The following is a 24,080-nucleotide window of genomic DNA, read 5'->3' as shown; positions in this document are numbered from 1 at the left end:
GGCCCGGCGGTCGGCACGCGCACGCCCGGCGGCGGCACACCCCTGGCGGGTCGCGAGCCGTCCTTCCTCGGCGCGTGGAACTCGGCCGTCACGAGCTACTACGTGCTCGTCGGCGCGAGCGCGCTGCTCGTCGTCGTCGGCCTCGTCATGGTGCTGTCGAGCTCGAGCGTCGAGTCGCTCGCCGAGGGGCACTCGCCGTACGCGGTGTTCCTCGACCAGGCGAAGTACGCGCTCATCGGGCTGCCGGCGCTGCTCGTCCTGTCGCGGATGCCGGTGCGCGCGCTGCGCGCCGCCGCGTGGCCGGTGCTCGGCGCGGCCGTCGTGTTCCAGATGCTCGTGTTCACGCCGCTCGGCTGCGGCGCGGGCGGCAACCGCAACTGGGTCTGCCTGCCCGGGTTCTCCGCGCAGCCGTCCGAGACCGTCAAGCTCGCCCTCGCCGTGTGGCTCGGCGCCGTCCTCACGCGCAAGCTCGCGCTGCTGCACGAGTGGAAGCACGCGCTCGTGCCGGCCGTGCCCGTCGCCGGCCTCGCCATCGGCGCGGTGCTGCTCGGCCACGACCTCGGCACGGCGCTCGTCCTCGTCCTGCTCGTGGCGGGGGCGATGTTCGTCGCCGGCGTGCCGCTGCGTATCTTCGCCGTCGCCGGCCTCGTCGCCGCGGCGGGCGTCGCCCTGCTCGCGATCGGCAGCGAGAACCGCGTCAACCGGATCATGTCGTGGCTGTCCGCCACCTGCGACGTCACCAACGAGTGCTACCAGACGCTGCACGGCGGCTGGGGGCTCGCGACGGGCGGCCTGGGTGGGCTGGGCCTGGGGGAGAGCCGCGAGAAGTGGTCGTACCTGCCCGCGGCGCACAACGACTTCATCTTCGCGATCCTCGGCGAGGAGCTCGGGCTCGTGGGCACGCTGCTCGTGCTCGGTCTGTTCGCGCTGCTCGCGTTCGCCATGATCCGCGTCATCCGGCGGCACCCCGACCCGTTCGTCAAGATCACCACCGCCGGCATCTGCGCGTGGGTCGTCGGCCAGGCCACCATCAACATCGCGGTCGTCATCGGCCTCGCGCCCGTCATCGGCGTGCCGCTGCCGCTCGTGTCCGCAGGAGGGTCCGCACTCATCGTGACGATGGCCGCGCTCGGCGTCCTCATCTCCTTCGCCCGCTCGGAGCCCGGCGCCGCCGAGGCGCTCGCGGCGCGACCCTCCGTGGTCCGCCGCTCGCTCGCGGTGATCGGACGGACCCGTGGCTGACGCGCCCGCCGTCCTCCTCGCCGGCGGCGGCACCGCCGGCCACGTGAACCCGCTGCTGGCGGTCGCCGACGAGCTGCGCCGCCGGCACCCCGACGCGCGCCTGTCGGTGCTCGGCACGGCCGAGGGCCTCGAGGCCCGGCTCGTGCCGGAGCACGGGTACCCGTTGGCCGTCGTGCCGCGCGTCCCGCTGCCGCGCCGCCCCACCGCCGACTGGTTCCGCCTGCCCGGGCGGCTGCGCGCCGCGGTGGGCGCGGCGGAGGAGGCGATCGACGCGATCGGCGCGCAGGTCGTCGTCGGGTTCGGCGGCTACGTCGCGACACCCGCGTACCTCGCCGCCCGCCGGCGGGGGATCCCCGTGGTGGTGCACGAGCAGAACGCACGGCCTGGCCTCGCGAACCGTCTCGGCGCCCGGGGGGCCGCCGCCGTCGCCGTCACGTTCCCCGGCACCGAGCTGCCTCGTGCCCACGTGACCGGCCTGCCCCTGCGGCGCCCCGTCCAGGACCTCGTGCACGCGCGGGCGACCGACCCGGACGGCACGCGCCGCACCGCGGCGGCCGCGCTCGGCCTCGACCCCGAGGCCACGACGCTGCTCGTCACGGGCGGCTCGCTCGGTGCCGTGAGCGTCAACCGGGCCGTCGCCGGCGCCGCGGCCGACCTGCTCGCCACCGGTGCGCAGGTGCTGCACCTGACGGGCCGCGGCAAGGACGCCGACGTGCGCGCCGCCGTGGCCGACGTGCCCGGCGCCGAGCGGTACCACGTGCTGGAGTACCTCACCGCGATGGAGCACGCCCTCGCCGTGGCCGATGTCGTCGTGGGCCGCGCCGGTGCGGGCACGGTGTGCGAGCTGGCCGCGCTCGGCATCCCGGCCGTGTACGTGCCGCTCCCCGTGGGCAACGGCGAGCAGCGCCTCAACGCCGCGCCGGTCGTCGCGGCCGGGGGCGGCGTGCTCGTCGAGGACGCGGACCTCACGCCCGACTGGGTGCGGACGCACCTGCCGGTGCTGCTCGCCGCCGGGGACGCCGCCGAGGCCCGGCTGCGGATGGGCGCCGCGGCCGCCGGGGTGGGCGTGCGCGACGGTGCGGCCCGCGTCGTGGCCCTCGTGGAGGCGCAGCTCCCGGCGCGCGTCGCGGCCGCGGGCGCCGGGACGTCGGCCGGGGGCGACCTCGCGGCGTTCGGCTCCCTCGGCGCGGCGGCGGTGCCGGACGTGCCGTCCGGCGACGGCCCCGCCGTGCCGCACCCGGGCACGCGCGGACCCGTGCCGCTGGCCGACCTCGGCCGCGTCCACCTCGTCGGCGTCGGCGGGGCGGGCATGTCGGCGATCGCGCCGCTGCTCGCGTCGCGCGGGCTGACGGTCAGCGGCTCGGACGCCCACGACGGCCCCGCGCTCGCCGGCCTGCGCGCGGCCGGCGTGCGGGTGCACGTCGGCCACGACGCCGCGCACGTCGACGACGTCGACTCCCTCGTCGTGTCGTCGGCGGTCCGGGCGTCCAACCCCGAGGTCGCCGCGGCGCAGCTGCGCGGGCTGCCGGTGCTGCACCGGTCGGAGGCGCTCGCGTCGCTGATGGCGGGCCGCGACGCCGTCGCGGTCGCCGGTGCGCACGGCAAGACGACCACGTCGGCCATGATCGCGACGGCGCTCGTGCACGCGGGCGCCGACCCCGCGTTCGCGATCGGCGGCGTCGTGCGGTCGGCGGAGGGCACCCTCGGCGGGTCTCGGCACGGGGACGGCCCGTTCGTGGCCGAGGCCGACGAGTCCGACGGCTCGTTCCTGGCGTACGAGCCGCTCGTCGCCGTCGTCACCAACGTGGAGCCCGACCACCTGGACCACTACGGCTCGCGCGAGGCGTTCGAGGAGGCGTTCGTGCGCTTCGCCGCGCGCGTGCGCCCCGGCGGCCTGCTCGTGGCGTGCGCGGACGACCCGGGCGCGGCCCGGCTCGTCGCGAGCGCCCGGGACGGGCTGCGGCGGCGTGGCGCCGACGTCGTCACCTACGGGGTCGGGCAGGACGCGGACGTGCACGTCGGCGCGAGCCGCGCCACGGACGACGGCCGGTGGGAGGTCGTTCTGACGCCGGCCGACGGCACGGGCCCCGTCACGCTGCGGCTGCGCGTGCCCGGTGCGCACATGGCGCTCGACGCGGCCGCCGCGTGGTGCGTGCTGCGCCGCCTCGGCGTCGCGTCGACCGACGCGGCCACGGGCCTGGACGCCTTCGCCGGCACGGGCCGCCGGTTCGACGACCGCGGCACGGCCGCGGGCGTGCGCGTCGTGGACGACTACGCGCACCACCCCACCGAGGTGGCGGCGCTGCTGACGGCCGCGCGGCAGGTCGCCGGCACCGGCCGGGTGCTCGCGCTGTTCCAGCCGCACCTCTTCTCCCGCACGCGTACCTTCGCGGCGGAGTTCGGCGCGGCGTTCGACCTGGCCGACGCCGTGGTCGTCACCGACGTCTACGCCGCGCGCGAGGACCCGGACCCCGCGGTGACGGGCGCCCTCGTGGCGGACGCCGTGCCGACGCCCGGCAAGGCGCGCTTCGTCCCCGACCGGGTCGGTGCGGCGCACGCCGTGGCGGCGCTCGCGCGGGACGGCGACCTCGTCCTCACCGTCGGCGCGGGCGACGTCACCGAGCTCGGGCCGGTCGTGCTGGCCGCCCTCGAGGGGCGGGGCACGTCCGCCGACGCCGGTGCGTCCGTGGACGGTGCGGTGCCGTGAGCCCCGACCGGCCGCCCGCACCGCGCCCGCGCCGGCCGGCAGGCCCGGCGCGGACGTCCCGCCCGGGTCGCGACCGACCCGGTGCGACGCGGCGCGGCGCGGCGCGTCCCGACCGCGGCGCCGAGCCGCCCGCCGCGACGGGGTCCGGGGCCGCCGTGCCCCCGCCCGACGCGCCGGCACCCGACGCACGATCCCGTCCCGCGGCGACGCCACGGGCCGACGTCCCGTCGCGGCCCACCCCGGCGCGGGCGGACGCCGGGTCCGCGCGCCGCCCCGGGACCGGACCCGTGCCCACCACGACGGGCGGCACGTCGCGCGTCGTCGCCGGGCCCACCACCGCCACCGGGCCCACGCGGACCGTCACCACGTACACCGTCGGCCGCTTCTCGGGGCCCGTCCGCCCCGCGGTCGTCTCGACGACGTCGCGCGAGCGGTTCGCCGAGCGCGCGCGGGCGCAGCGGGCGCTCGCACGGCGCCAGGTGCTGCTCATCGCCGCGGGTGTGCTCGTCGCGGGCGGGCTCGGCTGGCTGCTGCTGCTGTCACCCGTGCTCGCGCTGGACCCCGCCGAGGTCGAGGTGACCGGCGCGGGGACGGTCGTGGCCGTCGACCAGGTGCTCGGTGTCGTCGCGGAGCACCACGGCACGCCGCTGCCGCGGCTCGACACGGTCCGCCTGCGCGACGCCGTGCTCGAGGTGCCGGGCGTGCGCGAGGCGCGGGTCGTCCGGGAGTGGCCGCAGGGGCTGGCCGTCCAGCTGGTGTCCCGCGAGCCGGTCGCGGCCGTGCCCGAGGAGGCCCCGCCCGCCGGCGGGGCGACAGGGTTCGCGCTGCTCGACCAGGAGGGCGTCCAGGTCGGCCGCGCCGACGCGGCACCCGAGGGCCTGCCGGTCGTCGACGTGCCGGTCGGCGACGCGCGCACGCTCACGGCGGTGCTGCACGTGCTCGAGCAGCTGCCGCCGGACCTGCTCGCGCAGGTGGCGGGCGTGGCGGCGTCGACGCAGGACACGGTGTCGATGCAGCTGCGCGACGGCCCGCGCGTCGAGTGGGGGAGCGCGGACGAGACGCCGCTCAAGGTGGCGGTGCTCGCCGCGCTGCGGGCGGCGCCGACGGCCGCGGGCGCGACGGTCTACGACGTCTCCGCCCCGCGCATGCCGATCACCCGCTGAGCCGGACGCCGCGGCGGCGGGCGGCGGCGAAGGGGAGTGAGGCACCTCCGCACGGAGGTCCGCGACACGCGCACGGTGGTCGTTGATCGCGGGCAGGGCGCCACCTAGCGTCACGACCGGCAGCGCACCTGACATAACTCTAACCCTCGACCTGAGGGTGAAGGTTCAGACAACGCGGCGGCACGCACCGTGTGCCGTCACCAGCACCAGCAGCACGAGCAGCGGCACCCCGGGGCCGCGACCCACGAACGAGAGGCACCCACCGTGGCAGCTCCCCAGAACTACCTGGCGGTCATCAAGGTCGTCGGCATCGGCGGGGGCGGCGTCAACGCCGTGAACCGCATGATCGAGGTCGGCCTCAAGGGTGTCGAGTTCATCGCCGTCAACACCGACGCCCAGGCCCTGCTCATGTCCGACGCCGACGTGAAGCTCGACGTCGGCCGCGAGCTCACGCGCGGCCTCGGCGCCGGCGCGGACCCCGAGGTCGGCAAGAAGGCGGCGGAGGACCACGCGGAGGAGATCGAGGACGTCCTGCGCGGCGCCGACATGGTGTTCGTCACCGCGGGCGAGGGCGGCGGCACCGGCACCGGCGGCGCGCCGGTCGTCGCGCGCATCGCGCGCTCGCTCGGCGCGCTGACGATCGGCGTCGTCACGCGTCCCTTCACGTTCGAGGGGCGCCGCCGCTCGGTGCAGGCCGACGCGGGCATCGACGCGCTGCGCGCCGAGGTCGACACGCTCATCGTGATCCCGAACGACCGGCTGCTGTCCATCTCGGACCGCTCGGTCTCGGTGCTCGACGCCTTCCACTCGGCGGACCAGGTCCTCCTGTCCGGCGTCCAGGGCATCACGGACCTCATCACGACGCCCGGCCTGATCAACCTCGACTTCGCGGACGTGAAGTCCGTCATGCAGGGCGCTGGCTCGGCCCTCATGGGCATCGGCTACGCGCGCGGCGAGGACCGGGCGGTGCAGGCCGCCGAGATGGCGATCTCGTCGCCGCTGCTCGAGGCGAGCATCGACGGCGCCCACGGCGTCCTGCTGTCGATCCAGGGCGGGTCGGACCTCGGCTTGTTCGAGATCAACGAGGCCGCGCGCCTGGTCCAGGAGGCCGCGCACGCCGAGGCCAACATCATCTTCGGCGCCGTCATCGACGACGCCCTGGGCGACGAGGTGCGCGTCACGGTGATCGCCGCGGGCTTCGACGGCGGCGGCCCGTCCCGGCGCGACCAGCGCGGGCTCGGCCAGGTCGGTGCGCCGGCCCGGCAGGTGCCCGCGGTGGCGCCGGCTCCCGTGGCGCCGTCGGCCGGTCAGCTCCCGACGCCGCGTCCCGTGCAGGTGCAGGACGAGGACCTGGTGCCGCTGGGCACGCTGCGCGCGGCCCCTGCGCCGGCCCCGGAGGCCCGCGAGGTGCCGGCGTTCCTGTCGACGCAGCCCGAGCCGACCCCGCACACGGGGCCGCTCGAGGTGCCGCGGGTGTTCGCCGACGAGCCGACGCGGCGTGAGCGCGACGAGCTCGACGTGCCCGACTTCCTCAAGTAGGGGCGGGCCGTGACGGCCGTCGCGTTCGACCCGGTCGACCTCGGACCGGGGGTGCGGGCCGGCTTCACGCGACGCGACGGCGGCGTGAGCGCACCGCCGTGGGACGGGCTCAACGTCGGTCTCGCGGTGGGGGACGACCTCGCCGCCGTCGCGCGCAACCGGCAGCTCCTCGCCGAGCGGGTCGGCGCCCCCGTGGTCTTCGCCACGCAGGTGCACGGACGGGCGGTCGTGGTCGTCGGCGGCCTCCCGGCCGGCGACCCGGCCACCACCGGGGTGGCCGAGGCCGACGCGCTCGTCACCACGGCCACCGACGTCGCCCTCGGCGTGTACGTCGCGGACTGCGTGCCGGTCCTGCTGGCCGACCGTGCGGCGGGCGTGGTCGCCGCCGCGCACGCGGGGCGCCCGGGCCTGGTCGCGGGCGTCCTCCAGGCGACGGTGGCCGCCATGGAGGAGCTCGGCGCACGTGCCGACCGCGTCGTCGCGGTCCTCGGCCCGTGCATCGCGGGGGAGTCGTACGAGGTGCCGGACGCCCTCCGCGCCGACGTCGCGGCGGTCGTGCCCGAGGCGGCCGGCCGCACGCGGGCGGGCACCGCGGCGGTCGACCTGCGCGCGGGCGCGCGTGCCGTGCTGGCGCGCTGCGGCGTGCGTGCCGTGCGGGTCGACCCGCGCGACACCTACGCCGACCCGGACCTGTACTCGCACCGCCGCGCGGTGCACGCCGACCCGGCCGCGCCGCGCACGGGCCGGCTCGCGGGCGTCGTCCGCCTGCTGCCGTCCTGACCTGCCGCGACGGCGCCGCGAACGGCGCCACGACGAGTTGCGACACGCCCGCGTGTCGCAGCGCGCGACGACCCCCGCGTTGCTAGCGTCACCAGCGCACACACGTCCCGCCGGCCCCGTCGCCGGGCGGGTGTGCGGCTCGAGGCAGCCGGGTGGTCCGGCGGATGGGAGACGACGCGATGGCCGGAGCGCTGCGCAAGACGATGCTGTACCTCGGCCTGGCCGACGACCGGACCGAGCACGAGGAGTACCTCGACGAGTACGAGGAGCCGGAGGTCGTCGACGTGCCCGAGGAGCCCTACGAGGCGCAGGTGACACCCCTGCACCGCACGCCGCGGGTGCAGGCCGCACCGGCGCCGCGCGAGCAGGCGGACCTGCGTCGCATCACCACCATCCACCCGCGCTCGTACAACGACGCGCGCAAGATCGGCGAGGCGTTCCGCGAGGGCACGCCCGTGATCATGAACCTGTCGGACATGGACGACGCGGACGCCAAGCGCCTCGTCGACTTCTCGGCGGGCCTGATCTTCGGGCTGCACGGCGCGATCGAGCGCGTGACGAGCAAGGTGTTCCTGCTCTCGCCCTCGCACGTCGAGCTGGCGGGGGACGCGGCCCCGGCCGACAACTCGACACGCGCCGGCTTCTACAACCAGAGTTGACGCGTGCGTCTCCTGGCCAACCTGCTCTACCTCGTCGTCCTCGCCTTCTTCCTGCTGCTGCTCGTGCGCCTCGTCCTGGACTGGGTCCAGGTCTTCGCGCGTGAGTGGCGGCCGACGGGCGTCGCGCTCGTCGTGGCCGAGGTGACCTACTCCGTGACCGACCCGCCGCTGCGCGCGCTGCGCCGCGTGCTGCCCCCGTTGGCCCTCGGGCCGGTCCGACTCGACCTGGCGTTCCTCGTCCTCGCACTCGGCTGCTCGCTGCTGCTGTCGGTGCTGGCACGGGTGTGACGGAGGTCCGCACGACGCCGTCCGGCGCCCCCGCGGGGTGCGCTGCGCGGGACGTGCGACGCTTGTTTTCTCCGCTACGGTGGCCCGAGGCGGTCGGTGGACTGACTGCCGCCGGCCAGAGCCAGCACGACCGACAGAGGTGACGACGATGGCACTGCTGACCGCAGACGACGTCCTGAACAAGAAGTTCCAGGCGACCAAGTTCCGCGAGGGCTACGACCAGGACGAGGTCGACGACTTCCTGGACGAGGTCGTCAACACCCTGCGGGACCTGCAGGGCGAGAACGAGGACCTCAAGACGAAGCTCGCGGCGGCCGAGCGCCGGATCGCCGAGCTCAGCCGTGCCGGTGCCCAGCAGGCCGCCCCCGCCCCGAAGCCCGAGCCGGCCCCCGTGCCCGAGCCGCAGCCCGCGCCCGTGCCGGCGGTCGCGCCGCAGCCGCCCGTCGTGCAGGCGCCCGCCCCCGCCCCGCGCGGCAACGAGCCCGAGTCGGCGACGGGCATGCTCGCCCTGGCCCAGAAGCTGCACGACGACTACGTCCGCAGCGGCCAGGAGGAGTCGGACCGCCTCATCAACGACGCCAAGACGCGCGCCAACCGCATCGTCCGCGAGGCCGAGGAGACGTCGCAGCGCACGCTCGGCCAGCTCGAGCAGGAGCGCTCGCTCCTCGAGCGCAAGATCGACGAGCTCCGGGTGTTCGAGCGGGACTACCGCACGCGCCTCAAGAGCTACCTGGAGAACCTGCTCGGCGACCTCGAGAACCGCGGCAACGCGCTCCCGCCGCGCTCGGGGCAGGGCCAGCAGGTCCCGGAGAAGCAGGGCATCTGACCGTCACCGCCGCCGGCCGCCACCCTCCGTCGTGGGTGCGCGGCCGGCGGCGTCGTGCTGCCCGCAGCCGGGCGGTCCCCGCCCTGTTGTGCCCCGACGCGGACGCGCATACAGTCGCGGCACTCGAGACGGGGGGAACGTCCGTGACCATGAACGACGCACCGACGACGCTGACGGTCGGCACCGACGGGGGCCCGCGCGCAGCGACGCGCGCGCTCCCGGTCCGCGACGGCGAGGAGCCGTGGACGCAGGCAGAGGTCCAGGAGGTGGCGGACGAGCTCACCGCCGACCGTGAACGGCTCGCCGGCGAGCTGCTCGCCGCCGGTGCCGAGCTGTCCGAGCTGCTGCGCAACTCCGGCGACGGCGCCGGGGACGACCAGGCCGACTCCGGCTCGTCCGCGCTGGAGCGCGAGCACGAGCTCACGCTGGTGAACAACACGCGCGACCTGCTGGAGCAGACCGCGCACGCGCTCGAGCGTCTCGAGGCCGGCACGTTCGGCGTCTGCGAGTCGTGCGGGCGCGCGATCGGCAAGGCACGCCTGCAGGCGTTCCCGCGCGCGACCCTGTGCGTGGGCTGCAAGCAGCGCGAGGAGCGCCGCTGACCCGCCCGTAGACTCCTGCGGTGCCCACGACGGACGGAACGACCGCCCAGCCCGACGTCCCCGGGGGGTCCGCCGGCGGGCGGCTCCCGTGGACGCGCCCCGAGCGCGCCCGCCGGAGCCGCCTGCTGACGCTCCTCACCGGGCTGACGGCGGGCGTGCTCCTGCTCGACCAGGTCACGAAGGTCTGGGCGGTCGCGTCGCTGGAGCCGGGGGAGCGCGTCGCCCTGCTGGGCGACCTCTTCGGGCTGCAGCTCGTCCGCAACCCGGGCGCGGCGCTGTCGATCGCGACCGGCATGACGTGGGTGCTGACGCTCGTCGCCGTCGTGGTGGTGGTCGTCGTGGTGCGGGCCTCGCGGCGCATCGGGTCGACGGGGTGGGCCGTCGCGCTCGGCCTGCTGCTCGGCGGTGCGCTGGGCAACCTCGTCGACCGCATGGTGCGCGAGCCGGGCCCGGCACGTGGGCACGTCATCGACTTCCTCGCCTACGGCGAGCTGTTCGTCGGCAACGTCGCCGACATCGCGATCGTCTCGGCGGCGCTGCTGGTCGTGCTGCTCACGGCGCGCGGCGTGCACCTGGACGGCACGCGCGACGGCGACACGCCGACCGGCGACGCGGCGGACGGTGACGCAACGGACGGTGACGCAACGGACGGTGACGCAACGGACGGTGACGCAACGGACGGTGACGCGGCGGACGGCGCGCAGGCGCCGGCCCGGGGCGCTGCGGACGTACCCGCGGGGCACGACCGCGGGGCGGCGCCGGCGGGCCCGGCCACGCCGACGCAGCGGGACGGGGGTGCGGCGTGAGCGACACGCGCGCGCTGCCCGTGCCCGACGGGCTGGCGGGCGAGCGGGTCGACGCCGCCCTCGCGCGCCTGCTCGGGCTGTCGCGCACGCGGGCCGCGGAGCTCGCCGCGGACGGAGCGGTCCGCGTCGACGGCCGCGAGGTCGGCAAGTCCGACCGGCTGCCCGCCGGCGGCTGGCTCGAGGTGGACCTCACGGTGCCGGCACCGGCCGCGCCGGCGGTGGTGGCGGAGCCCGTGCCGGGCATGGGCATCGTGCACGACGACGACGACCTCGTGGTCGTCGACAAGCCGGTGGGCGTGGCGGCGCACCCGTCGCCGGGGTGGACGGGCCCGACCGTGGTCGGCGCGCTCGCGGCGGCGGGGTACACCATCGCGACGTCGGGTGCCGCGGAGCGCCAGGGCATCGTGCACCGGCTCGACGCCGGCACGACGGGCCTCATGGTGGTCGCGAAGAGCGAGCACGCGTACACGGCGCTCAAGCGCGCGTTCAAGGAGCGCACGGTCGAGAAGGTCTACCACGCGCTCGTGCAGGGGCACCCGTCCCCGACGACGGGCACGATCGACGCGCCCATCGGGCGGCACCCGTCGTCGGACTGGAAGTTCGCCGTCGTCGCCGACGGCAAGCCGTCGGTGACGCACTACGAGGTGCTCGAGATGCTGCCGGGCGCGTCGCTCGTCGAGGTGCACCTCGAGACGGGACGGACCCACCAGATCCGGGTCCACATGGCCGCGCTGCGGCACTCGCTCGTCGGGGACCTCACGTACGGCGCCGACCCGTCGCTCGCGGCGCGGCTCGGCGTGGAGCGGCAGTGGCTGCACGCGGTCCGCCTCGGCTTCGAGCACCCCGGGACGGGGCAGTGGCTCGAGGTGTCGAGCGAGTACCCGCAGGACCTCGCGGCCGGGCTCGAGAGGCTGCGCGCCACGTACGCGTGAGCAGCCTCACGGGCGGTCCCGGCGTGTCCCGCCGACACGGCGCGAGGGCCTGCGGAGGTGTCGGCGGGGGCACGTAGGATCGCCCGCATGTCATCTGCTGGAGGCTCCGACTTCGTCCACCTCCACGTGCACACCGAGTACTCGATGCTCGACGGCGCGGCCCGTCTCGGTGACCTGTTCGCGGAGGTGCAGCGGCAGGGGCAGACGGCGATCGCGACGACCGACCACGGGTACCTGTTCGGCGCGTACGACTTCTGGGCCAAGGGCACCGCCGCCGGTATCAAGCCGATCATCGGCGTCGAGGCGTACGTCACGCCGGGCACCAGCCGGTTCGACCAGACCCGCGTGCGGTTCGGCGGGCAGGGCCAGGAGGCGGACGACGTCTCGGCGCGCGGCGCCTACACGCACATGACGCTGCTGGCCCGGGACAACGAGGGCCTGCACAACCTGTTCCGCGCGAGCTCGCTGGCGTCGCTCGAGGGGCAGATGGGCAAGTGGCCGCGCATGGACCGTGACCTGCTGCAGCGCTACGGCAAGGGGCTCATCGCGACGTCGGGCTGCCCGTCGGGGGAGATCCAGACGCGCCTGCGGCTCGGGCAGTGGGACGAGGCCGTCCGCGTCGCCGGCGAGCTGCAGGACATCTTCGGCAAGGAGTTCTTCTACGTCGAGCTGATGGACCACGGGATCGACATCGAGACCCGCGTCCTGAAGGACCTGCTGCGGCTGTCGGAGCACATCGGCGCGCCGCTCGTCGCGACGAACGACCTGCACTACGTCAAGCAGGAGGACAGCGCGTCCCAGGAGGCGCTGCTCGCGATCAACTCCGGCTCGACGCTGTCGGACCCGGACCGGTTCAAGTTCGACGGCGACGGCTACTACGTGAAGTCGGCCGCCGAGATGCGGCGCATCTGGGCGGAGCTGCCCGAGGCGTGCGACAACACGCTGCGCATCGCCGAGCAGTGCGAGGTCTCCTTCAACACCTCGGCCAACTACATGCCGAACTATCCCGTCCCCGCGGGTGAGGACGAGACGAGCTGGTTCGTCAAGGAGGTCGAGAAGGGCCTCCACCACCGGTACCCGCAGGGCATCCCGGCCGAGGTGCGCAAGCAGGCCGAGTTCGAGACCGAGGTCATCACGAAGATGGGCTTCCCGGGGTACTTCCTCGTGGTCGCCGACTTCATCAACTGGGCGAAGGACAACGGGATCCGCGTCGGCCCGGGCCGTGGTTCCGGCGCGGGCTCCATGGCTGCGTACGCCATGAAGATCACCGACCTCGACCCGCTGCAGCACGGCCTGATCTTCGAGCGGTTCCTCAACCCGGACCGCGTCTCGATGCCCGACTTCGACGTCGACTTCGACGAGCGCCGGCGCGGCGAGGTCATCCGGTACGTGACGGAGAAGTACGGCGAGGACCGCGTCGCGCAGATCGTCACGTACGGCACCATCAAGGCCAAGCAGGCCCTCAAGGACTCCGCCCGGCTGCTCGGCATGCCGTTCGCCATGGGGGAGAAGCTCACCAAGGCGATGCCGCCCGCGATCATGGGCAAGGACATCAGCCTCACGGGCATCTTCGACCCCGCCGACAAGCGGTACCACGAGGCCGAGGAGTTCCGGCAGATCCATGCCGCCGACCCGGACGCGCAGCGCGTCGTCGAGCTGGCGAAGGGCATCGAGGGCCTGAAGCGCCAGTGGGGCGTGCACGCCGCCGGCGTCATCATGTCGAGCGAGCCGCTCATCGACATCATCCCGATCATGCGGCGCCCGCAGGACGGCGCGGTCATCACGCAGTTCGACTACCCGACGTCCGAGGGCCTCGGCCTCATCAAGATGGACTTCCTCGGGCTGCGCAACCTCACGATCCTCGACGACGCGCTCGAGAACATCGTGATGAACGGCAAGGACCCGGTCGTCCTCGAGGAGCTGACGCTCGACGACCGCAAGACGTACGACCTGCTGAGCCGCGGCGACACCCTGGGCGTGTTCCAGCTCGACGGCGGCGGCATGCGCACGCTGCTGCGCCTCATGCGTCCCGACAACTTCGAGGACATCTCGGCCGTCGGCGCGCTCTACCGGCCGGGCCCGATGGGTGCGAACTCGCACACCAACTACGCGCTGCGCAAGAACGGCGCGCAGGAGGTCACGCCGATCCACCCCGAGCTGGCGGAGCCGCTCGCGGAGATCCTCGGCACGACCTACGGCCTGATCGTGTACCAGGAGCAGGTCATGGCGATCGCGCAGCGCGTCGCCGGGTACTCGCTCGGGCAGGCCGACATCCTGCGCCGCGCGATGGGCAAGAAGAAGAAGGCGGAGCTCGACAAGCAGTTCGAGGGCTTCTCGCAGGGCATGCAGGAGCGCGGCTTCTCGATGGCCGCGGTGCAGACCCTCTGGGACATCCTGCTGCCGTTCTCCGACTACGCGTTCAACAAGGCGCACTCGGCCGCGTACGGCGTCGTGTCGTACTGGACCGCGTACCTCAAGGCGAACTACCCGACCGAGTACATGGCCGCGCTGCTCACGAGCGTGCGCGACGACAAGGACAAGTCGGCCCTCTACCTCAACGAGTGCCGGCGCATGGGCATCACCGTGCTGCCCCCGGACGTGAACTCGTCGTCCGCCAACTTCACGGCCGTCGGCAAGGACATCCGCTTCGGCCTCACGGCGGTGCGCAACGTCGGCGCCAACGTGGTGGACGCGATCGTCGCGACGCGCGAGGAGAAGGGCGCCTTCGCGTCGTTCACCGACTTCCTCGACAAGGTCCCCGCGGTCGTCTGCAACAAGCGGACCATCGAGTCGCTCATCAAGGCGGGGGCGTTCGACTCCCTGGGCCACCCGCGCCGCGCGCTGCTGCTCGTGCACGAGCAGGCGGTCGACTCCGTGATCGGCGTCAAGCGGCGCGAGGCGGAGGGGCAGTTCGACCTGTTCGCGGACCTCGGCGGCGACGACGAGGGTGGCGGCGTCAGCGTGCAGATCCCCGACCTGCCCGACTGGGACAAGAAGCAGCGGCTCGCGTTCGAGCGCGAGATGCTCGGCCTGTACGTGTCGGACCACCCGCTGTCCGGGCTGGAGCACGTGCTGTCCGCCGCGGCCGACGTGTCCATCGCGACGCTCAACGCCGACGAGGCGCGTCCCGACGGGTCGACGGTCGTGGTCGCCGGTCTGGTCACGGGCCTGCAGCGGAAGATGTCGAAGCAGGGCAACCCGTGGGCCGCGGTGACGCTGGAGGACATGGAGGGGTCCGTCGAGATCATGTTCTTCGGCGAGACCTACCTCGCCTACTCGACCGCCCTGGCCGAGGACGCGGTGCTGGTCGTGCGCGGCCGCGTGCGCCGGCGCGACGAGACGATGCAGCTCCAGGCGATGGAGGTGTCGATCCCGGACGTGTCGCAGGCTGCCGACGCGCCGGTCGTCGTGTCCCTCGCCGAGTCGCGCTGCACGCCGCCCGTCGTGGAGCGCCTGCGCGAGGTCCTCTCGACGCACCCGGGCGTGACCGAGGTGCACCTGCGGCTCACGAACCCGGGCCGCACCACCGTGATGCGGCTGGACGACGGGCTGCGGGTCGAGCGGTCGCCGTCCCTGTACGGGGACCTCAAGGCGCTGCTGGGTCCGAGCTGCCTGTCGGCGTGAGCGTCCGCGTCCTGCGGTCGTGACGCGTGCCGTGCGGGGCGCGACGCGACGTCGGTGCCGGCGGTGCGACCCCGCCGTGCGTCAGGCGACCGTGAACGCGACCTTCCCGGTGGGCAGGTCGACCTCGACGACCGCGCCGCGCGCGACCTGCCGGCCGCGCCGGTTCTCCGGCTCGCCGTCGACCGTCACCGCGTCGTCCTCGAGGAGCGCCCGCGCGTCCGCCCCGGAGTCCGCGACGCCCGCCAGCTTGAGCAGCTGACCGAGCCGGATGACGTCGTCGCGCACGTACACCTCGTCCATGGGCCCATGATCCCGCACGGTCGGCGGTGCGCGCGTGGCGCTCGCGCGCGAGACCCTCGTATTTGCCTCTGGTGTTATATAACCGGCGGTGCAAACATGGTGCCGTGCACCCCATGGACGCGCTCGGCGACCCGGTCCGGCGGCGGCTCGTCGAGCTGCTGGCGGACGGCGAGCGGCCGGCCGGCGACCTCGCCGCGGCGGTCGGCGCCGAGCACGGCATCAGCCAGCCCGCGGTGTCCCGGCACCTGCGCGTGCTGCGCGAGGCGGGGGTCGTGACCGCGCGCCCCCGCGGACCGGTCCGGCTCTACGCGGTGCGTCCGGAGGCGCTCGACGAGGTCGGCACGTGGGCCGACGCGATGACGCGTCACTGGCGCACGGGGCTCGACGCACTCGCGACCGAGGTCGCCCGCGGGCGGGCCGCGGCGCGCGGGCGCGTGCCCGCCGGCCACGCTGCGGGACGGGACGGCCCGGGTGCGGACAGGGACCGGCAGGCAGGCCCGCGGTCGGACCGGCCGGCGCGGGACGACCCACGGGACGACGACGGAGGCGGACGATGACGGGATCGACGGACGACGTGCGCGGCGTGCTGACCCGGCGCCCGGACGGTGTGGAGGTGCGGTTCGAGCGCTGGTACGCCACCACGGTCGACGACCTGTGGGAGGCGGTGACCGCACCGGCGCGTGTGGCCCGCTGGCTCGGCCCGCTGTACGTGGACCCGCGCGTCGGCGGGCGGTACGAGCTGCGGATGGGCGAGGACGTCCCCGACGCGGACGAGAACGCGACCGGCGAGGTGCTGGTGTGCGAACCGCCGCGTGCCCTGGCGGTCACGTGGGTCTTCCCCGACGAGACGGTGACCCGCGTCGACGTCGCGCTGCGCCCGGACGGCGACGGGACGCGCCTGCTCCTGCGCCACACCGGCCTCGCGGACGCCTCGGCGCGCGGCTACGGCGGCGGCTGGCACGCCTGCCTCGACCAGCTGGACGACCACCTCGCCGGGCGGCCCGTCCGCAGCTGGGACGCGCTGTACGCCGCGGCGACGCCCGCCTACGCGGACGTCCGTACCGACGTCACCGGGCCCGCCTAGACTCGGCGCGTGATCTCCCGCATCGACCTCCGCGGCCGTCGTCCGTCCCGTCGCGAGCTGCTCGCCGAGCTGCCCCGTGCCGAGCTGGACGTCGAGCACGCCGCCGCGGCGGTCGCGCCGATCCTCGAGCAGGTCCGCGCCGACGGCGCACGGGCGCTGCGCGACCTGTCGGAGCGGTTCGACGGCGTCCGGCCGCAGCACCTGCGCGTGCCCGCGGAGGCCATCGAGGAGTCGCTCGCGGTGCTCGAGCCGCAGGTGCGGGCAGCGCTCGAGGAGACCATCCAGCGGGTCCGGCAGGTGCACCGCGCGCAGCGCCCGCAGGACTTCACCGTCGACGTCGCGCCCGGCGCGCGCGTGCGGCAGCGGTGGATCCCGGTCCGCCGCGTCGGCCTGTACGTGCCCGGCGGCCTCGCGGTGTACCCGTCCTCCGTCGTCATGAACGTCGTGGCCGCGCAGGAGGCCGGCGTGGCCTCGCTGGTCGTCGTCTCCCCGCCGCAGAAGGAGCGCGACGGCCTGCCCGACCCGGTCGTGCTCGCGTCCTGCGCGCTGCTCGGCGTCGACGAGGTGTACGCCGTCGGCGGCGCCCAGGCCGTCGCGATGCTCGCGTACGGAGCGGCGGGCAGCGACGAGGTCGACGGCGAGACCCTGTGCGAGCCCGTCGACGTCATCACCGGCCCGGGCAACGTCTACGTCGCGGCCGCCAAGCGGTTGGTCCGTGGCCTCGTCGGCATCGACGCGGAGGCCGGGCCCACCGAGATCGCGGTGCTCGCGGACGGCACGGCCGACCCCGTGCACGTCGCCGCGGACCTCATCTCCCAGGCGGAGCACGACCCGCTCGCCGCGGCCGTCCTGGTGACTCCGTCGGTCGAGCTCGCGGGTGCCGTCGAGGCCAAGCTGGTCGACCGCGTGGAGGCCACGACGAACCACGAGCGGGTGGTCACCGCGCTGCGGGGCACGCAGTCCGCGATCGTCCTCGTGGACGACCTCGAGGCCGGGCTGGACGTGGTCAACGCGTACGGCGCCGAGCACCTCGAGATCCAGACGGTCGACGCGGCGGCGTGGGCGGACCGCGTGACGAGCGCGGGCGCCATCTTCGTCGGCCCGTGGTCGCCGGTGTCGCTCGGCGACTACATGGCGGGCTCGAACCACGTCCTGCCCACCGGGGGGTGCGCGCACTTCGCCAGCGGGCTGGGCGTGCACTCCTTCGTCCGCGCGGTGCAGGTCATCGAGTACGACGCCGACGCGCTCGCCGAGGTCGCCGACCGGGTCGTCGCGCTCGCGGACGCCGAGGGCCTCCCCGCGCACGGCGAGGCGGTCCGCGCGCGCTTCTGAGCGCGGCGCCGATCCGCCGACGCAGTCCGGCCGACGGAGTCCGGCCGACGCGGGTCAGCCCACGCCCAGGACGAACGGCAGCACCTCCGCCGCCCCCGCGCGCCGCAGCAGGCGCCCCGCGACGGTGAGCGTCCAGCCGGTGTCGGTGCGGTCGTCGACGAGGAGGACGCGGCGGCCGGCGACGGCCGCCGCGACGTCGTCCGGCAGGCCGACGTGCCGCACGACGTCCGCGAGGCGCTGCGCCGAGTTCACGTCGTGCCGCGGCGGGGTGCCCACCGCGGTGAGCGTGCCCGCCCACGGGACGTCGAGCAGCCGGGCCGTCCCGGCGGCGAGGTGCGCCACGAGCGCGCCCCGGCTCGCCGACCCGACGGCCACCACCACGTCGACGCCCGGCCGCCACGCCGCGAGCACGTCGCGCACCGCGCCGCGCAGCCCGACGGGCAGCTCGGTGGGCACCTCGTCGCGGAGCGCCGCGCGCAGCGGGACGCCCCAGCCCAGGCCGTCGAGCCGTCCGACCGCGCGGCCCTCGGCCACCTGCTCGTCGGCGGACAGGCGCCCGCGCAGGTCGAGCCCGAGCGACGCGAGGCCGGTGGGCCACTGCCGGCGCGCGGCGACGGGCTCGCCCGGCACCGCCAGCAGGTCGCGGGCCGACGCGACGGCGTCCTCGGCGGGCGCGGAGCCGACGACGGCGCCCGTGCACGTGTCGCAGCGGCCGCAGCGCCACCCGTCCTCGAGCGCCGGGTCGTCGAGGGCCGCGCGCAGGTAGGCCATGCGGCATGAGTCGGTGCGCTGGTACTCGAGCATCGTCTCCTGCTCCGCGCGGCGCGCGGCCGTCACGCGGTCGTAGCGCTCGGCGTCGTACGACCAGGACGCGCCGGTGGACTCCCAGCCGCCGCGCACGCGCCGCACGGCACCGTCCACGTCGAGCACCTTGAGCATCCCCTCGAGCCGCGTGCGGCGCAGGCTCACGAACGTCTCGAGGTGCGCGGTGGACAGCGTGCCGTGCATGTCGAGGGCGGCCAGCGTCGCGCGGACCTCCTGCTCCGGCGGGAACGCGTTCGAGGCGAACCACTCCCAGATCGCGCGGTCGTCCTGGCCGGGGAGCAGCACGACCTCCGCGCGGGCGGTCGCACGCCCGGCGCGCCCCACCTGCTGGTAGTACGCGATCGGCGACGACGGCGCCCCGACGTGCACGACGAACGCGAGATCGGGCTTGTCGAACCCCATGCCGAGCGCGGACGTGGCGACGAGGGCCTTGACGCGGTTCGCGAGCAGGTCGGCCTCGGCGGCCTCGCGCTCCGACGGGTCGGTCTGGCCGGTGTACGTGCGCACGTCGAGCCCCGCGGCGCGCAGGTGCTCGGTGACCTGCTCGGCGGCCGCGATCGTGAGGCAGTAGACGATGCCCGAGCCCTCGATCGCGGGCAGCGTCGTGGCCAGCCAGGCGAGCCGGGTCGCGACGTCCGGCAGCTGCGTCACCTGCAGCCGCAGGCTGGGGCGGTCGAGCGAGCCGCGCAGGACGAGCGCGGGCGCGTCGTCGTCACCGCCGAGCTGCTCGGCGACGTCGGCGGTGACGCGCGCGTTGGCCGTCGCGGTGGTCGCGAGCACCGGCACCCCGGCCGGCAGGTCGCCGAGCAGCGTGCGGATGCGGCGGTAGTCGGGGCGGAAGTCGTGCCCCCAGTCGGAGATGCAGTGCGCCTCGTCGACGACGACGAGGCCGGCGTCCTGCGCGAGGCGGGGGAGCACCTCGTCCCGGAACCCGGGGTTGTTGAGCCGCTCGGGCGAGACGAGCAGCACGTCGACCTCGCCCGCGGCGACGCGCGCGTGCACGTCCGCCCACTCCTGCACGTTCGCCGAGTTCAGCGTCTCCGCGGCGATGCCCGCCTTCCGCGCCGACTCCACCTGGTTGCGCATGAGCGCGAGCAGCGGCGAAACGATGACGGTCGGCCCCCGGCGCGGTCCGCCGGCGCCGCGGCGCAGCAGCGCCGTCGCCACGAAGTACACGGCCGACTTGCCCCAGCCGGTGCGCTGCACGACGAGCACGCGCCGGTGGTCGGCGACGAGCGCCTCGATCGCCTGCCACTGGTCCTCGTGGAGGCGCGCGTCGTCGCGGCCGACGAGCCGGCGCAGCACCTCCTCGGCCTGCGCGCGGAGCGCGACGCGGTCGACGGCGGTCGCCGCGGCGGGGGCCGCGGCGTCGGGCGGGAGGGAGGCGGGCACGTCCGGCAGCGTAGGCGTCGCGTCCGACAGGCGTCCCGGCGCCGTCCACACCCACGCCCGGCGGACCGGGGCCGGGCGTGGACGGGCGACCCCGTGCCGGGTCCCTAGACTCGGGGACCGTGACCTCCGCACCCGACCGCCCCGGCGCGGTCCTGCCGCTGCGACCCGAGCTGGCCGGTCTCGAGCCCTACGGCGCACCGCAGCTCGACGTGCCGGTGCTGCTCAACGTCAACGAGAACCCGTACGCCCCGTCCGAGCAGGTCGTCGCCGACGTGGCGGCCGCCGTCGCCGAGGCCGCGCGCGGGCTCAACCGGTACCCCGACCGCGACTTCGGCGCGCTGCGCGCCGACCTCGCGGACTACCTCGCCGCCGAGTCGGGCGTGCGCCTGGACCCCGCGCAGGTGTGGGCCGCGAACGGCTCGAACGAGATCATGCTGCACGTCCTGCAGGCGTTCGGCGGCCCGGGTCGCACCGCGCTGTCGTTCGCGCCGACGTACTCCATGTACCCGGAGTACGCCCGGGACACGTCGACCGCGTGGGTCGTCGGCCGGCGCGCCGAGGACTTCTCGATCGACGCGGAGCACGCGCGCGCCACCATCGCCGAGCACGCGCCGAGCGTCGTGCTGCTGGCCAGCCCGAACAACCCGACGGGCACGGCGCTGCCCGCCGACACCGTGCGCGTCGTGCTCGACGCGGCCGCGCGCGTGCCGGGCGGGTGCGTCGTGGTCGTCGACGAGGCCTACGGCGAGTTCCGCCGCACGGGCACCCCGTCGGCGCTCGAGCTGCTCGGCGACTACCCGCACCTGGCCGTCAGCCGCACGATGTCCAAGGCGTTCGGCCTCGCGGGGGCGCGCGTCGGCTACCTCGCCGCGAGCCCGCGCCTGGTGGATGCCCTGCGCGTCGTGCGGCTGCCGTACCACCTGTCGGCGGTCACGCAGGCGGTCGCGCGCGCGGCCCTCGCGCACGCGCCGGAGCTCATGGCGCAGGTCGGCGCCCTGCGGGACGAGCGCGACGGGCTCGTCGCGTGGCTGCGCGCCCGTGGCTTCGTCGCGTGCGACTCGGACGCGAACTTCGTGCTGTTCGGCACGTTCGACGACCGCGAGGCGGTCTGGCAGGGTCTGCTCGACCGGGGCGTGCTCGTGCGCGTCACCGGCCCGGAGGGATGGCTGCGGGTGTCGGTCGGCACCCCGGCGGAGACGGCGGCGTTCCGCGACGCCCTGGTGGAGGTGACGGGACGATGAGCCCGCAGCAGGACGCGCCGGTGACCCGGCGCACGGCCCGCGTGGAGCGGACGACGAGCGAGTCGACCGTCGTGGTCGAGCTCGACCTGGACGGCACCGGCCGCGTCGACGTCGACACGACCGTGCCGTTCTACGACCACATGCTCACGGCCCTGGGCAAGCACTCGCTCATCGACCTCACGGTCCGCGCGAGCGGCGACACCCACATCGACGCGCACCACACGGTCGAGGACGTGGCGATCGTCCTCGGGCAGGCGCTGCGCCAGGCGCTCGGCGACAAGCGCGGCATCGCGCGGTACGGCGACGCGACGGTCCCGCTCGACGAGGCGCTCGCGCAGGCGGTCGTCGACGTCTCCGGGCGCCCGTACCTCGTGCACACCGGCGAGCCGCCCGGGCAGGAGTACCACCTGATCGGCGGCCACTTCACGGGCTCCCTGACGGCGCACGTGCTCGAGTCGATCGCGCACCACGCGGCCTTCACCGTGCACGTCCGCGTGCTCGCCGGCCGCGACCCGCACCACATCGTCGAGGCGCAGTTCAAGGCCCTCGCCCGTGCGCTGCGCGCGGCCGTGGCCCTGGACCCCCGCGTCGACGGCGTGCCGTCCACGAAGGGCGCGCTGTGAGCGGCGACCGGCCGGGGGCGCCGCGCCCCGGCGACCCCGACGTGCCCGGCCCCGAGGGCGCGCAGGAGATGGCGTTCGAGGTCCCCGACGACCTCTCGGGCCTCACCACCGCGCAGGCGCCCACGCTCGCGGTCGTCGTGACGCAGGTCGCGACCGCGGAGGCGCTGGCCGCCGCGTGCGCCGTCGCGAAGCTCGACGTCGACGCCGTGCCGTCGCCCGTCGGCGCCCTCGCGGTGCTGCGCCGGCCAACCGAGGGGCAGCAGGGCGCGGCGGCCGTGTCGCAGATGCTGCGCGGCGTGCCCGTCGTCCTGCTGGAGCGGCGCGCGGGGAAGATCGACGCGTCGCAGTGGGTCGGCGGCGAGCGCGAGAAGGACCTGCCCGCGGGGCTGGTGCTCTCCGGCGCGCCGCCCGCGCTCGAGGACCTGCTGCTGGGCGACGTCCCGGTCGGCGAGCTCGAGGGTGTCGTGACGTCCGTGGGCCTCTCGCGCTGGAAGGCGATGCGGCTGCTCGCCCAGCACCGCCGCTGACGGCCGCCGCCGACCGGGTCCGCCGGCGCGCGCGGGTAGGCTGGAGCCGTGCCCACGTCCCCCCGCGTCGTCGTCCTCGACTACGGCTTCGGCAACGTGCGCTCGGCCGTGCGCGCCCTCCAGCGCGTCGGTGCGGACGTCGAGCTGACCGGTGACAAGCAGGCCGCGCTCGACGCGGACGGCCTCGTCGTGCCCGGCGTCGGCGCGTTCGCCGCGGTGATGGACGGCCTGCGCGGCGTCGGCGGCGACCAGGTCGTCGACCGCCGCCTGGCGGGCGGTCGGCCGGTCCTCGGCATCTGCGTCGGCATGCAGGTCATGTTCGACGAGGGGGTCGAGCACGGCGTGCACGCCCGCGGCCTCGGCGAGTGGCCCGGCGTCGTCGACCGGCTCGAGGCGGACGTCGTGCCGCACATGGGCTGGTCCACCGTCGACGCCCCCGAGGGCACCGTGCTGTTCGACGGGCTCGAGGACGAGCGCTTCTACTTCGTGCACTCCTACGCGGCGCGGGCGTTCCCGCTCGCGGAGACGCCCGCGCCGGGCGAGCACCCGATGCCCGCGCCGCTCGTCACGTGGTCCGAGCACGGCGGCCGGTTCGTCGCCGCCGTCGAGAACGGCCCGCTGGCGGCGACGCAGTTCCACCCCGAGAAGTCCGGCGACGCCGGCGCCCAGCTGCTGTCGAACTGGGTCGGCTCGCTGCGCTGAGCGGCGCGCCGCCCGGCACCGCAGCCCCCACCCGCGCACGTCCACCGGGCCCGACCCGGCCGCGTGCCCCGCGCCCGAAAGAGGTCCCATGCCCGACACGCCCCGCCTCGAGCTGCTGCCCGCCGTCGACGTCGCCGACGGGCAGGCCGTCCGCCTCGTGCAGGGGGAGGCGGGGTCGGAGACGTCCTACGGCGACCCGCTGACGGCCGCGCTCGACTGGTACGACGGCGGCGCGGAGTGGATCCACCTCGTCGACCTCGACGCCGCGTTCGGCCGCGGCTCGAACGCCCCGCTGCTGGCGGAGGTGACGCGCGAGCTCGCGGGCCGCGGGGTCAAGGTCGAGCTGTCCGGCGGGATCCGCGACGACGCGTCGCTCGAGCGCGCGCTGTCGACCGGCGCGACGCGCGTCAACCTCGGCACGGCCGCGCTCGAGGACCCGGAGTGGACGGCGCGCGTCATCGCCTCGCACCGGGCCCAGGTCGCGGTGGGCCTCGACGTGCGCGGCACGACCCTGGCGGCGCGCGGCTGGACGGAGGAGGGCGGGGACCTCTGGGAGGTCCTCGCGCGTCTCGACGAGGCCGGCTGCTCGCGCTACGTCGTCACCGACGTGACGAAGGACGGCACGCTGCGGGGCCCGAACCTCGACCTGCTGCGCGAGGTGTGCGCGCGCACGTCGGCGCCCGTGGTGGCGTCCGGCGGCGTGTCGAGCCTGGCCGACCTGGAGGCCCTGCGCACGCTCGTGCCGGTCGGCGTCGAGGGCGCCATCGTCGGCAAGGCGCTGTACGCCGGTGCGTTCACGCTCCCGCAGGCGCTCGACGTCGCCGGGCGGCCGTGACCGGGCGCGCCCTGCCGCCGTCGTCGCCGTTCGCCGGCGACGACGGCTCCG

22 protein-coding genes are annotated in these 24,080 nt (G+C 75.5%); 20 read left to right on the top strand and 2 right to left on the bottom strand.

Annotation, left to right across the window (positions count from 1 at the left end):
• The first annotated feature begins 42 nt into the window (after positions 1–42).
• From ftsW to dnaE, 12 genes are all read left to right on the top strand, one after another.
• Positions 43–1,242, top strand: coding sequence for a putative lipid II flippase FtsW (gene ftsW, locus ACFUMH_RS09265; RefSeq protein WP_378203777.1), 1,200 nt, complete (start codon positions 43–45; stop codon positions 1,240–1,242).
• On the top strand, positions 1,235–3,949 hold the full coding sequence (gene murC / locus ACFUMH_RS09260; protein WP_378203751.1) for a UDP-N-acetylmuramate--L-alanine ligase: 2,715 nt from the start codon (positions 1,235–1,237) through the stop codon (positions 3,947–3,949). Before ftsW ends, murC begins: the two co-directional genes overlap by 8 nt.
• A gap of 287 nt (positions 3,950–4,236) precedes the next feature.
• Positions 4,237–5,112, top strand: a complete 876-nt coding sequence (locus tag ACFUMH_RS09255) for a cell division protein FtsQ/DivIB (protein WP_378203748.1) — start codon at positions 4,237–4,239, stop codon at positions 5,110–5,112.
• Between the two features lie 264 nt (positions 5,113–5,376).
• Positions 5,377–6,651 (top strand): cell division protein FtsZ, encoded by a 1,275-nt coding sequence (gene ftsZ, locus ACFUMH_RS09250; RefSeq protein WP_378203745.1) that lies wholly within the window; start codon positions 5,377–5,379, stop codon positions 6,649–6,651.
• Positions 6,652–6,660: 9 nt separating this feature from the next.
• The gene (pgeF, locus tag ACFUMH_RS09245) at positions 6,661–7,431 is read left to right on the top strand and encodes a peptidoglycan editing factor PgeF (RefSeq protein WP_378203742.1); all 771 of its coding nucleotides are present in this window, start codon (positions 6,661–6,663) and stop codon (positions 7,429–7,431) included.
• Between the two features lie 179 nt (positions 7,432–7,610).
• The gene (locus tag ACFUMH_RS09240) at positions 7,611–8,090 is read left to right on the top strand and encodes a cell division protein SepF (RefSeq protein ID WP_378203774.1); all 480 of its coding nucleotides are present in this window, start codon (positions 7,611–7,613) and stop codon (positions 8,088–8,090) included.
• 3 nt (positions 8,091–8,093) lie between these two features.
• Positions 8,094–8,378, top strand: coding sequence for a YggT family protein (locus tag ACFUMH_RS09235; protein ID WP_378203739.1), 285 nt, complete (start codon positions 8,094–8,096; stop codon positions 8,376–8,378).
• Positions 8,379–8,526: 148 nt separating this feature from the next.
• Positions 8,527–9,204 (top strand): DivIVA domain-containing protein, encoded by a 678-nt coding sequence (locus tag ACFUMH_RS09230; protein WP_378203737.1) that lies wholly within the window; start codon positions 8,527–8,529, stop codon positions 9,202–9,204.
• Between the two features lie 149 nt (positions 9,205–9,353).
• On the top strand, positions 9,354–9,806 hold the full coding sequence (locus tag ACFUMH_RS09225; protein WP_378203734.1) for a TraR/DksA family transcriptional regulator: 453 nt from the start codon (positions 9,354–9,356) through the stop codon (positions 9,804–9,806).
• 20 nt (positions 9,807–9,826) lie between these two features.
• On the top strand, positions 9,827–10,612 hold the full coding sequence (locus ACFUMH_RS09220; protein ID WP_378203731.1) for a signal peptidase II: 786 nt from the start codon (positions 9,827–9,829) through the stop codon (positions 10,610–10,612).
• A complete protein-coding gene (locus tag ACFUMH_RS09215; RefSeq protein WP_378203728.1) occupies positions 10,609–11,544 on the top strand; it encodes an RluA family pseudouridine synthase in 936 nt (311 codons plus the stop codon). The genes ACFUMH_RS09220 and ACFUMH_RS09215 overlap by 4 nt, the downstream gene beginning before the upstream one ends.
• Positions 11,545–11,631: 87 nt before the next feature.
• A complete protein-coding gene (dnaE, locus tag ACFUMH_RS09210; protein ID WP_378203725.1) occupies positions 11,632–15,168 on the top strand; it encodes a DNA polymerase III subunit alpha in 3,537 nt (1,178 codons plus the stop codon).
• A gap of 81 nt (positions 15,169–15,249) precedes the next feature.
• On the opposite strand, the gene ACFUMH_RS09205 is transcribed toward dnaE, so the two are convergent.
• Complete coding sequence (locus ACFUMH_RS09205) at positions 15,250–15,468, bottom strand: RNA-binding S4 domain-containing protein (protein ID WP_378203723.1); 219 nt, start codon at positions 15,466–15,468, stop codon at positions 15,250–15,252.
• Positions 15,469–15,581: 113 nt separating this feature from the next.
• Here ACFUMH_RS09205 and ACFUMH_RS09200 point away from each other — a divergent pair, with 113 nt between their 5' ends.
• From ACFUMH_RS09200 to hisD, 3 genes are read left to right on the top strand one after another with little or no spacing between them, the layout of a single operon-like run.
• Entirely contained in the window at positions 15,582–16,025 is a 444-nt protein-coding gene (locus ACFUMH_RS09200; RefSeq protein WP_378203771.1) for an ArsR/SmtB family transcription factor, read from the top strand.
• Positions 16,022–16,552, top strand: coding sequence for an SRPBCC family protein (locus ACFUMH_RS09195; RefSeq protein ID WP_378203720.1), 531 nt, complete (start codon positions 16,022–16,024; stop codon positions 16,550–16,552). Before ACFUMH_RS09200 ends, ACFUMH_RS09195 begins: the two co-directional genes overlap by 4 nt.
• 9 nt (positions 16,553–16,561) lie before the next feature.
• Positions 16,562–17,884, top strand: a complete 1,323-nt coding sequence (gene hisD, locus ACFUMH_RS09190) for a histidinol dehydrogenase (RefSeq protein WP_378203718.1) — start codon at positions 16,562–16,564, stop codon at positions 17,882–17,884.
• 54 nt (positions 17,885–17,938) lie between these two features.
• Here the strand turns inward: hisD and ACFUMH_RS09185 are convergent, their stop codons facing one another.
• Positions 17,939–20,110 carry a RecQ family ATP-dependent DNA helicase gene (locus ACFUMH_RS09185; RefSeq protein ID WP_378203769.1) on the bottom strand — a complete coding sequence of 724 codons (2,172 nt, stop codon included), beginning with the start codon at positions 20,108–20,110 and terminating at the stop codon, positions 17,939–17,941.
• 110 nt (positions 20,111–20,220) lie between these two features.
• Here ACFUMH_RS09185 and ACFUMH_RS09180 point away from each other — a divergent pair, with 110 nt between their 5' ends.
• From ACFUMH_RS09180 to priA, 5 genes are all read left to right on the top strand, one after another.
• Positions 20,221–21,342, top strand: coding sequence for a histidinol-phosphate transaminase (locus ACFUMH_RS09180; protein ID WP_378203715.1), 1,122 nt, complete (start codon positions 20,221–20,223; stop codon positions 21,340–21,342).
• Positions 21,339–21,965: an imidazoleglycerol-phosphate dehydratase HisB gene (gene hisB, locus ACFUMH_RS09175; RefSeq protein WP_378203713.1), complete on the top strand. Its 627-nt coding sequence runs from the start codon at positions 21,339–21,341 to the stop codon at positions 21,963–21,965. Before ACFUMH_RS09180 ends, hisB begins: the two co-directional genes overlap by 4 nt.
• Positions 21,962–22,492: a hypothetical protein gene (locus ACFUMH_RS09170; protein ID WP_378203710.1), complete on the top strand. Its 531-nt coding sequence runs from the start codon at positions 21,962–21,964 to the stop codon at positions 22,490–22,492. Before hisB ends, ACFUMH_RS09170 begins: the two co-directional genes overlap by 4 nt.
• Positions 22,493–22,540: 48 nt before the next feature.
• Positions 22,541–23,194 carry an imidazole glycerol phosphate synthase subunit HisH gene (gene hisH / locus ACFUMH_RS09165; protein WP_378203707.1) on the top strand — a complete coding sequence of 218 codons (654 nt, stop codon included), beginning with the start codon at positions 22,541–22,543 and terminating at the stop codon, positions 23,192–23,194.
• Between the two features lie 88 nt (positions 23,195–23,282).
• Positions 23,283–24,029: a bifunctional 1-(5-phosphoribosyl)-5-((5-phosphoribosylamino)methylideneamino)imidazole-4-carboxamide isomerase/phosphoribosylanthranilate isomerase PriA gene (gene priA, locus ACFUMH_RS09160; protein ID WP_378203704.1), complete on the top strand. Its 747-nt coding sequence runs from the start codon at positions 23,283–23,285 to the stop codon at positions 24,027–24,029.
• The last annotated feature ends 51 nt before the right edge of the window (positions 24,030–24,080 follow it).

It is taken from the genome of Cellulomonas sp. NPDC057328 (genome assembly GCF_042667215.1).
Classification (GTDB): Bacteria; Actinomycetota; Actinomycetes; order Actinomycetales; family Cellulomonadaceae; genus Cellulomonas.
This window is presented reverse-complemented; position numbering and strand designations above follow the sequence as displayed.

What these genes read in the sequence shown, in the direction of transcription:
- dnaE (WP_378203725.1), top strand. Translation starts at nt 11,632, where the DNA reads ATGTCATCTGCTGGAGGCTCCGACTTCGTCCACCTCCACGTGCACACC.
- hisB (WP_378203713.1), top strand. Translation starts at nt 21,339, where the DNA reads ATGAGCCCGCAGCAGGACGCGCCGGTGACCCGGCGCACGGCCCGCGTG.
- priA (WP_378203704.1), top strand. Translation starts at nt 23,283, where the DNA reads ATGCCCGACACGCCCCGCCTCGAGCTGCTGCCCGCCGTCGACGTCGCC.
- ACFUMH_RS09205 (WP_378203723.1), bottom strand. Translation starts at nt 15,468, where the DNA reads ATGGACGAGGTGTACGTGCGCGACGACGTCATCCGGCTCGGTCAGCTG.
- ACFUMH_RS09240 (WP_378203774.1), top strand. Translation starts at nt 7,611, where the DNA reads ATGGCCGGAGCGCTGCGCAAGACGATGCTGTACCTCGGCCTGGCCGAC.
- ACFUMH_RS09230 (WP_378203737.1), top strand. Translation starts at nt 8,527, where the DNA reads ATGGCACTGCTGACCGCAGACGACGTCCTGAACAAGAAGTTCCAGGCG.
- ACFUMH_RS09200 (WP_378203771.1), top strand. Translation starts at nt 15,582, where the DNA reads ATGGACGCGCTCGGCGACCCGGTCCGGCGGCGGCTCGTCGAGCTGCTG.
- ACFUMH_RS09225 (WP_378203734.1), top strand. Translation starts at nt 9,354, where the DNA reads ATGAACGACGCACCGACGACGCTGACGGTCGGCACCGACGGGGGCCCG.
- ACFUMH_RS09195 (WP_378203720.1), top strand. Translation starts at nt 16,022, where the DNA reads ATGACGGGATCGACGGACGACGTGCGCGGCGTGCTGACCCGGCGCCCG.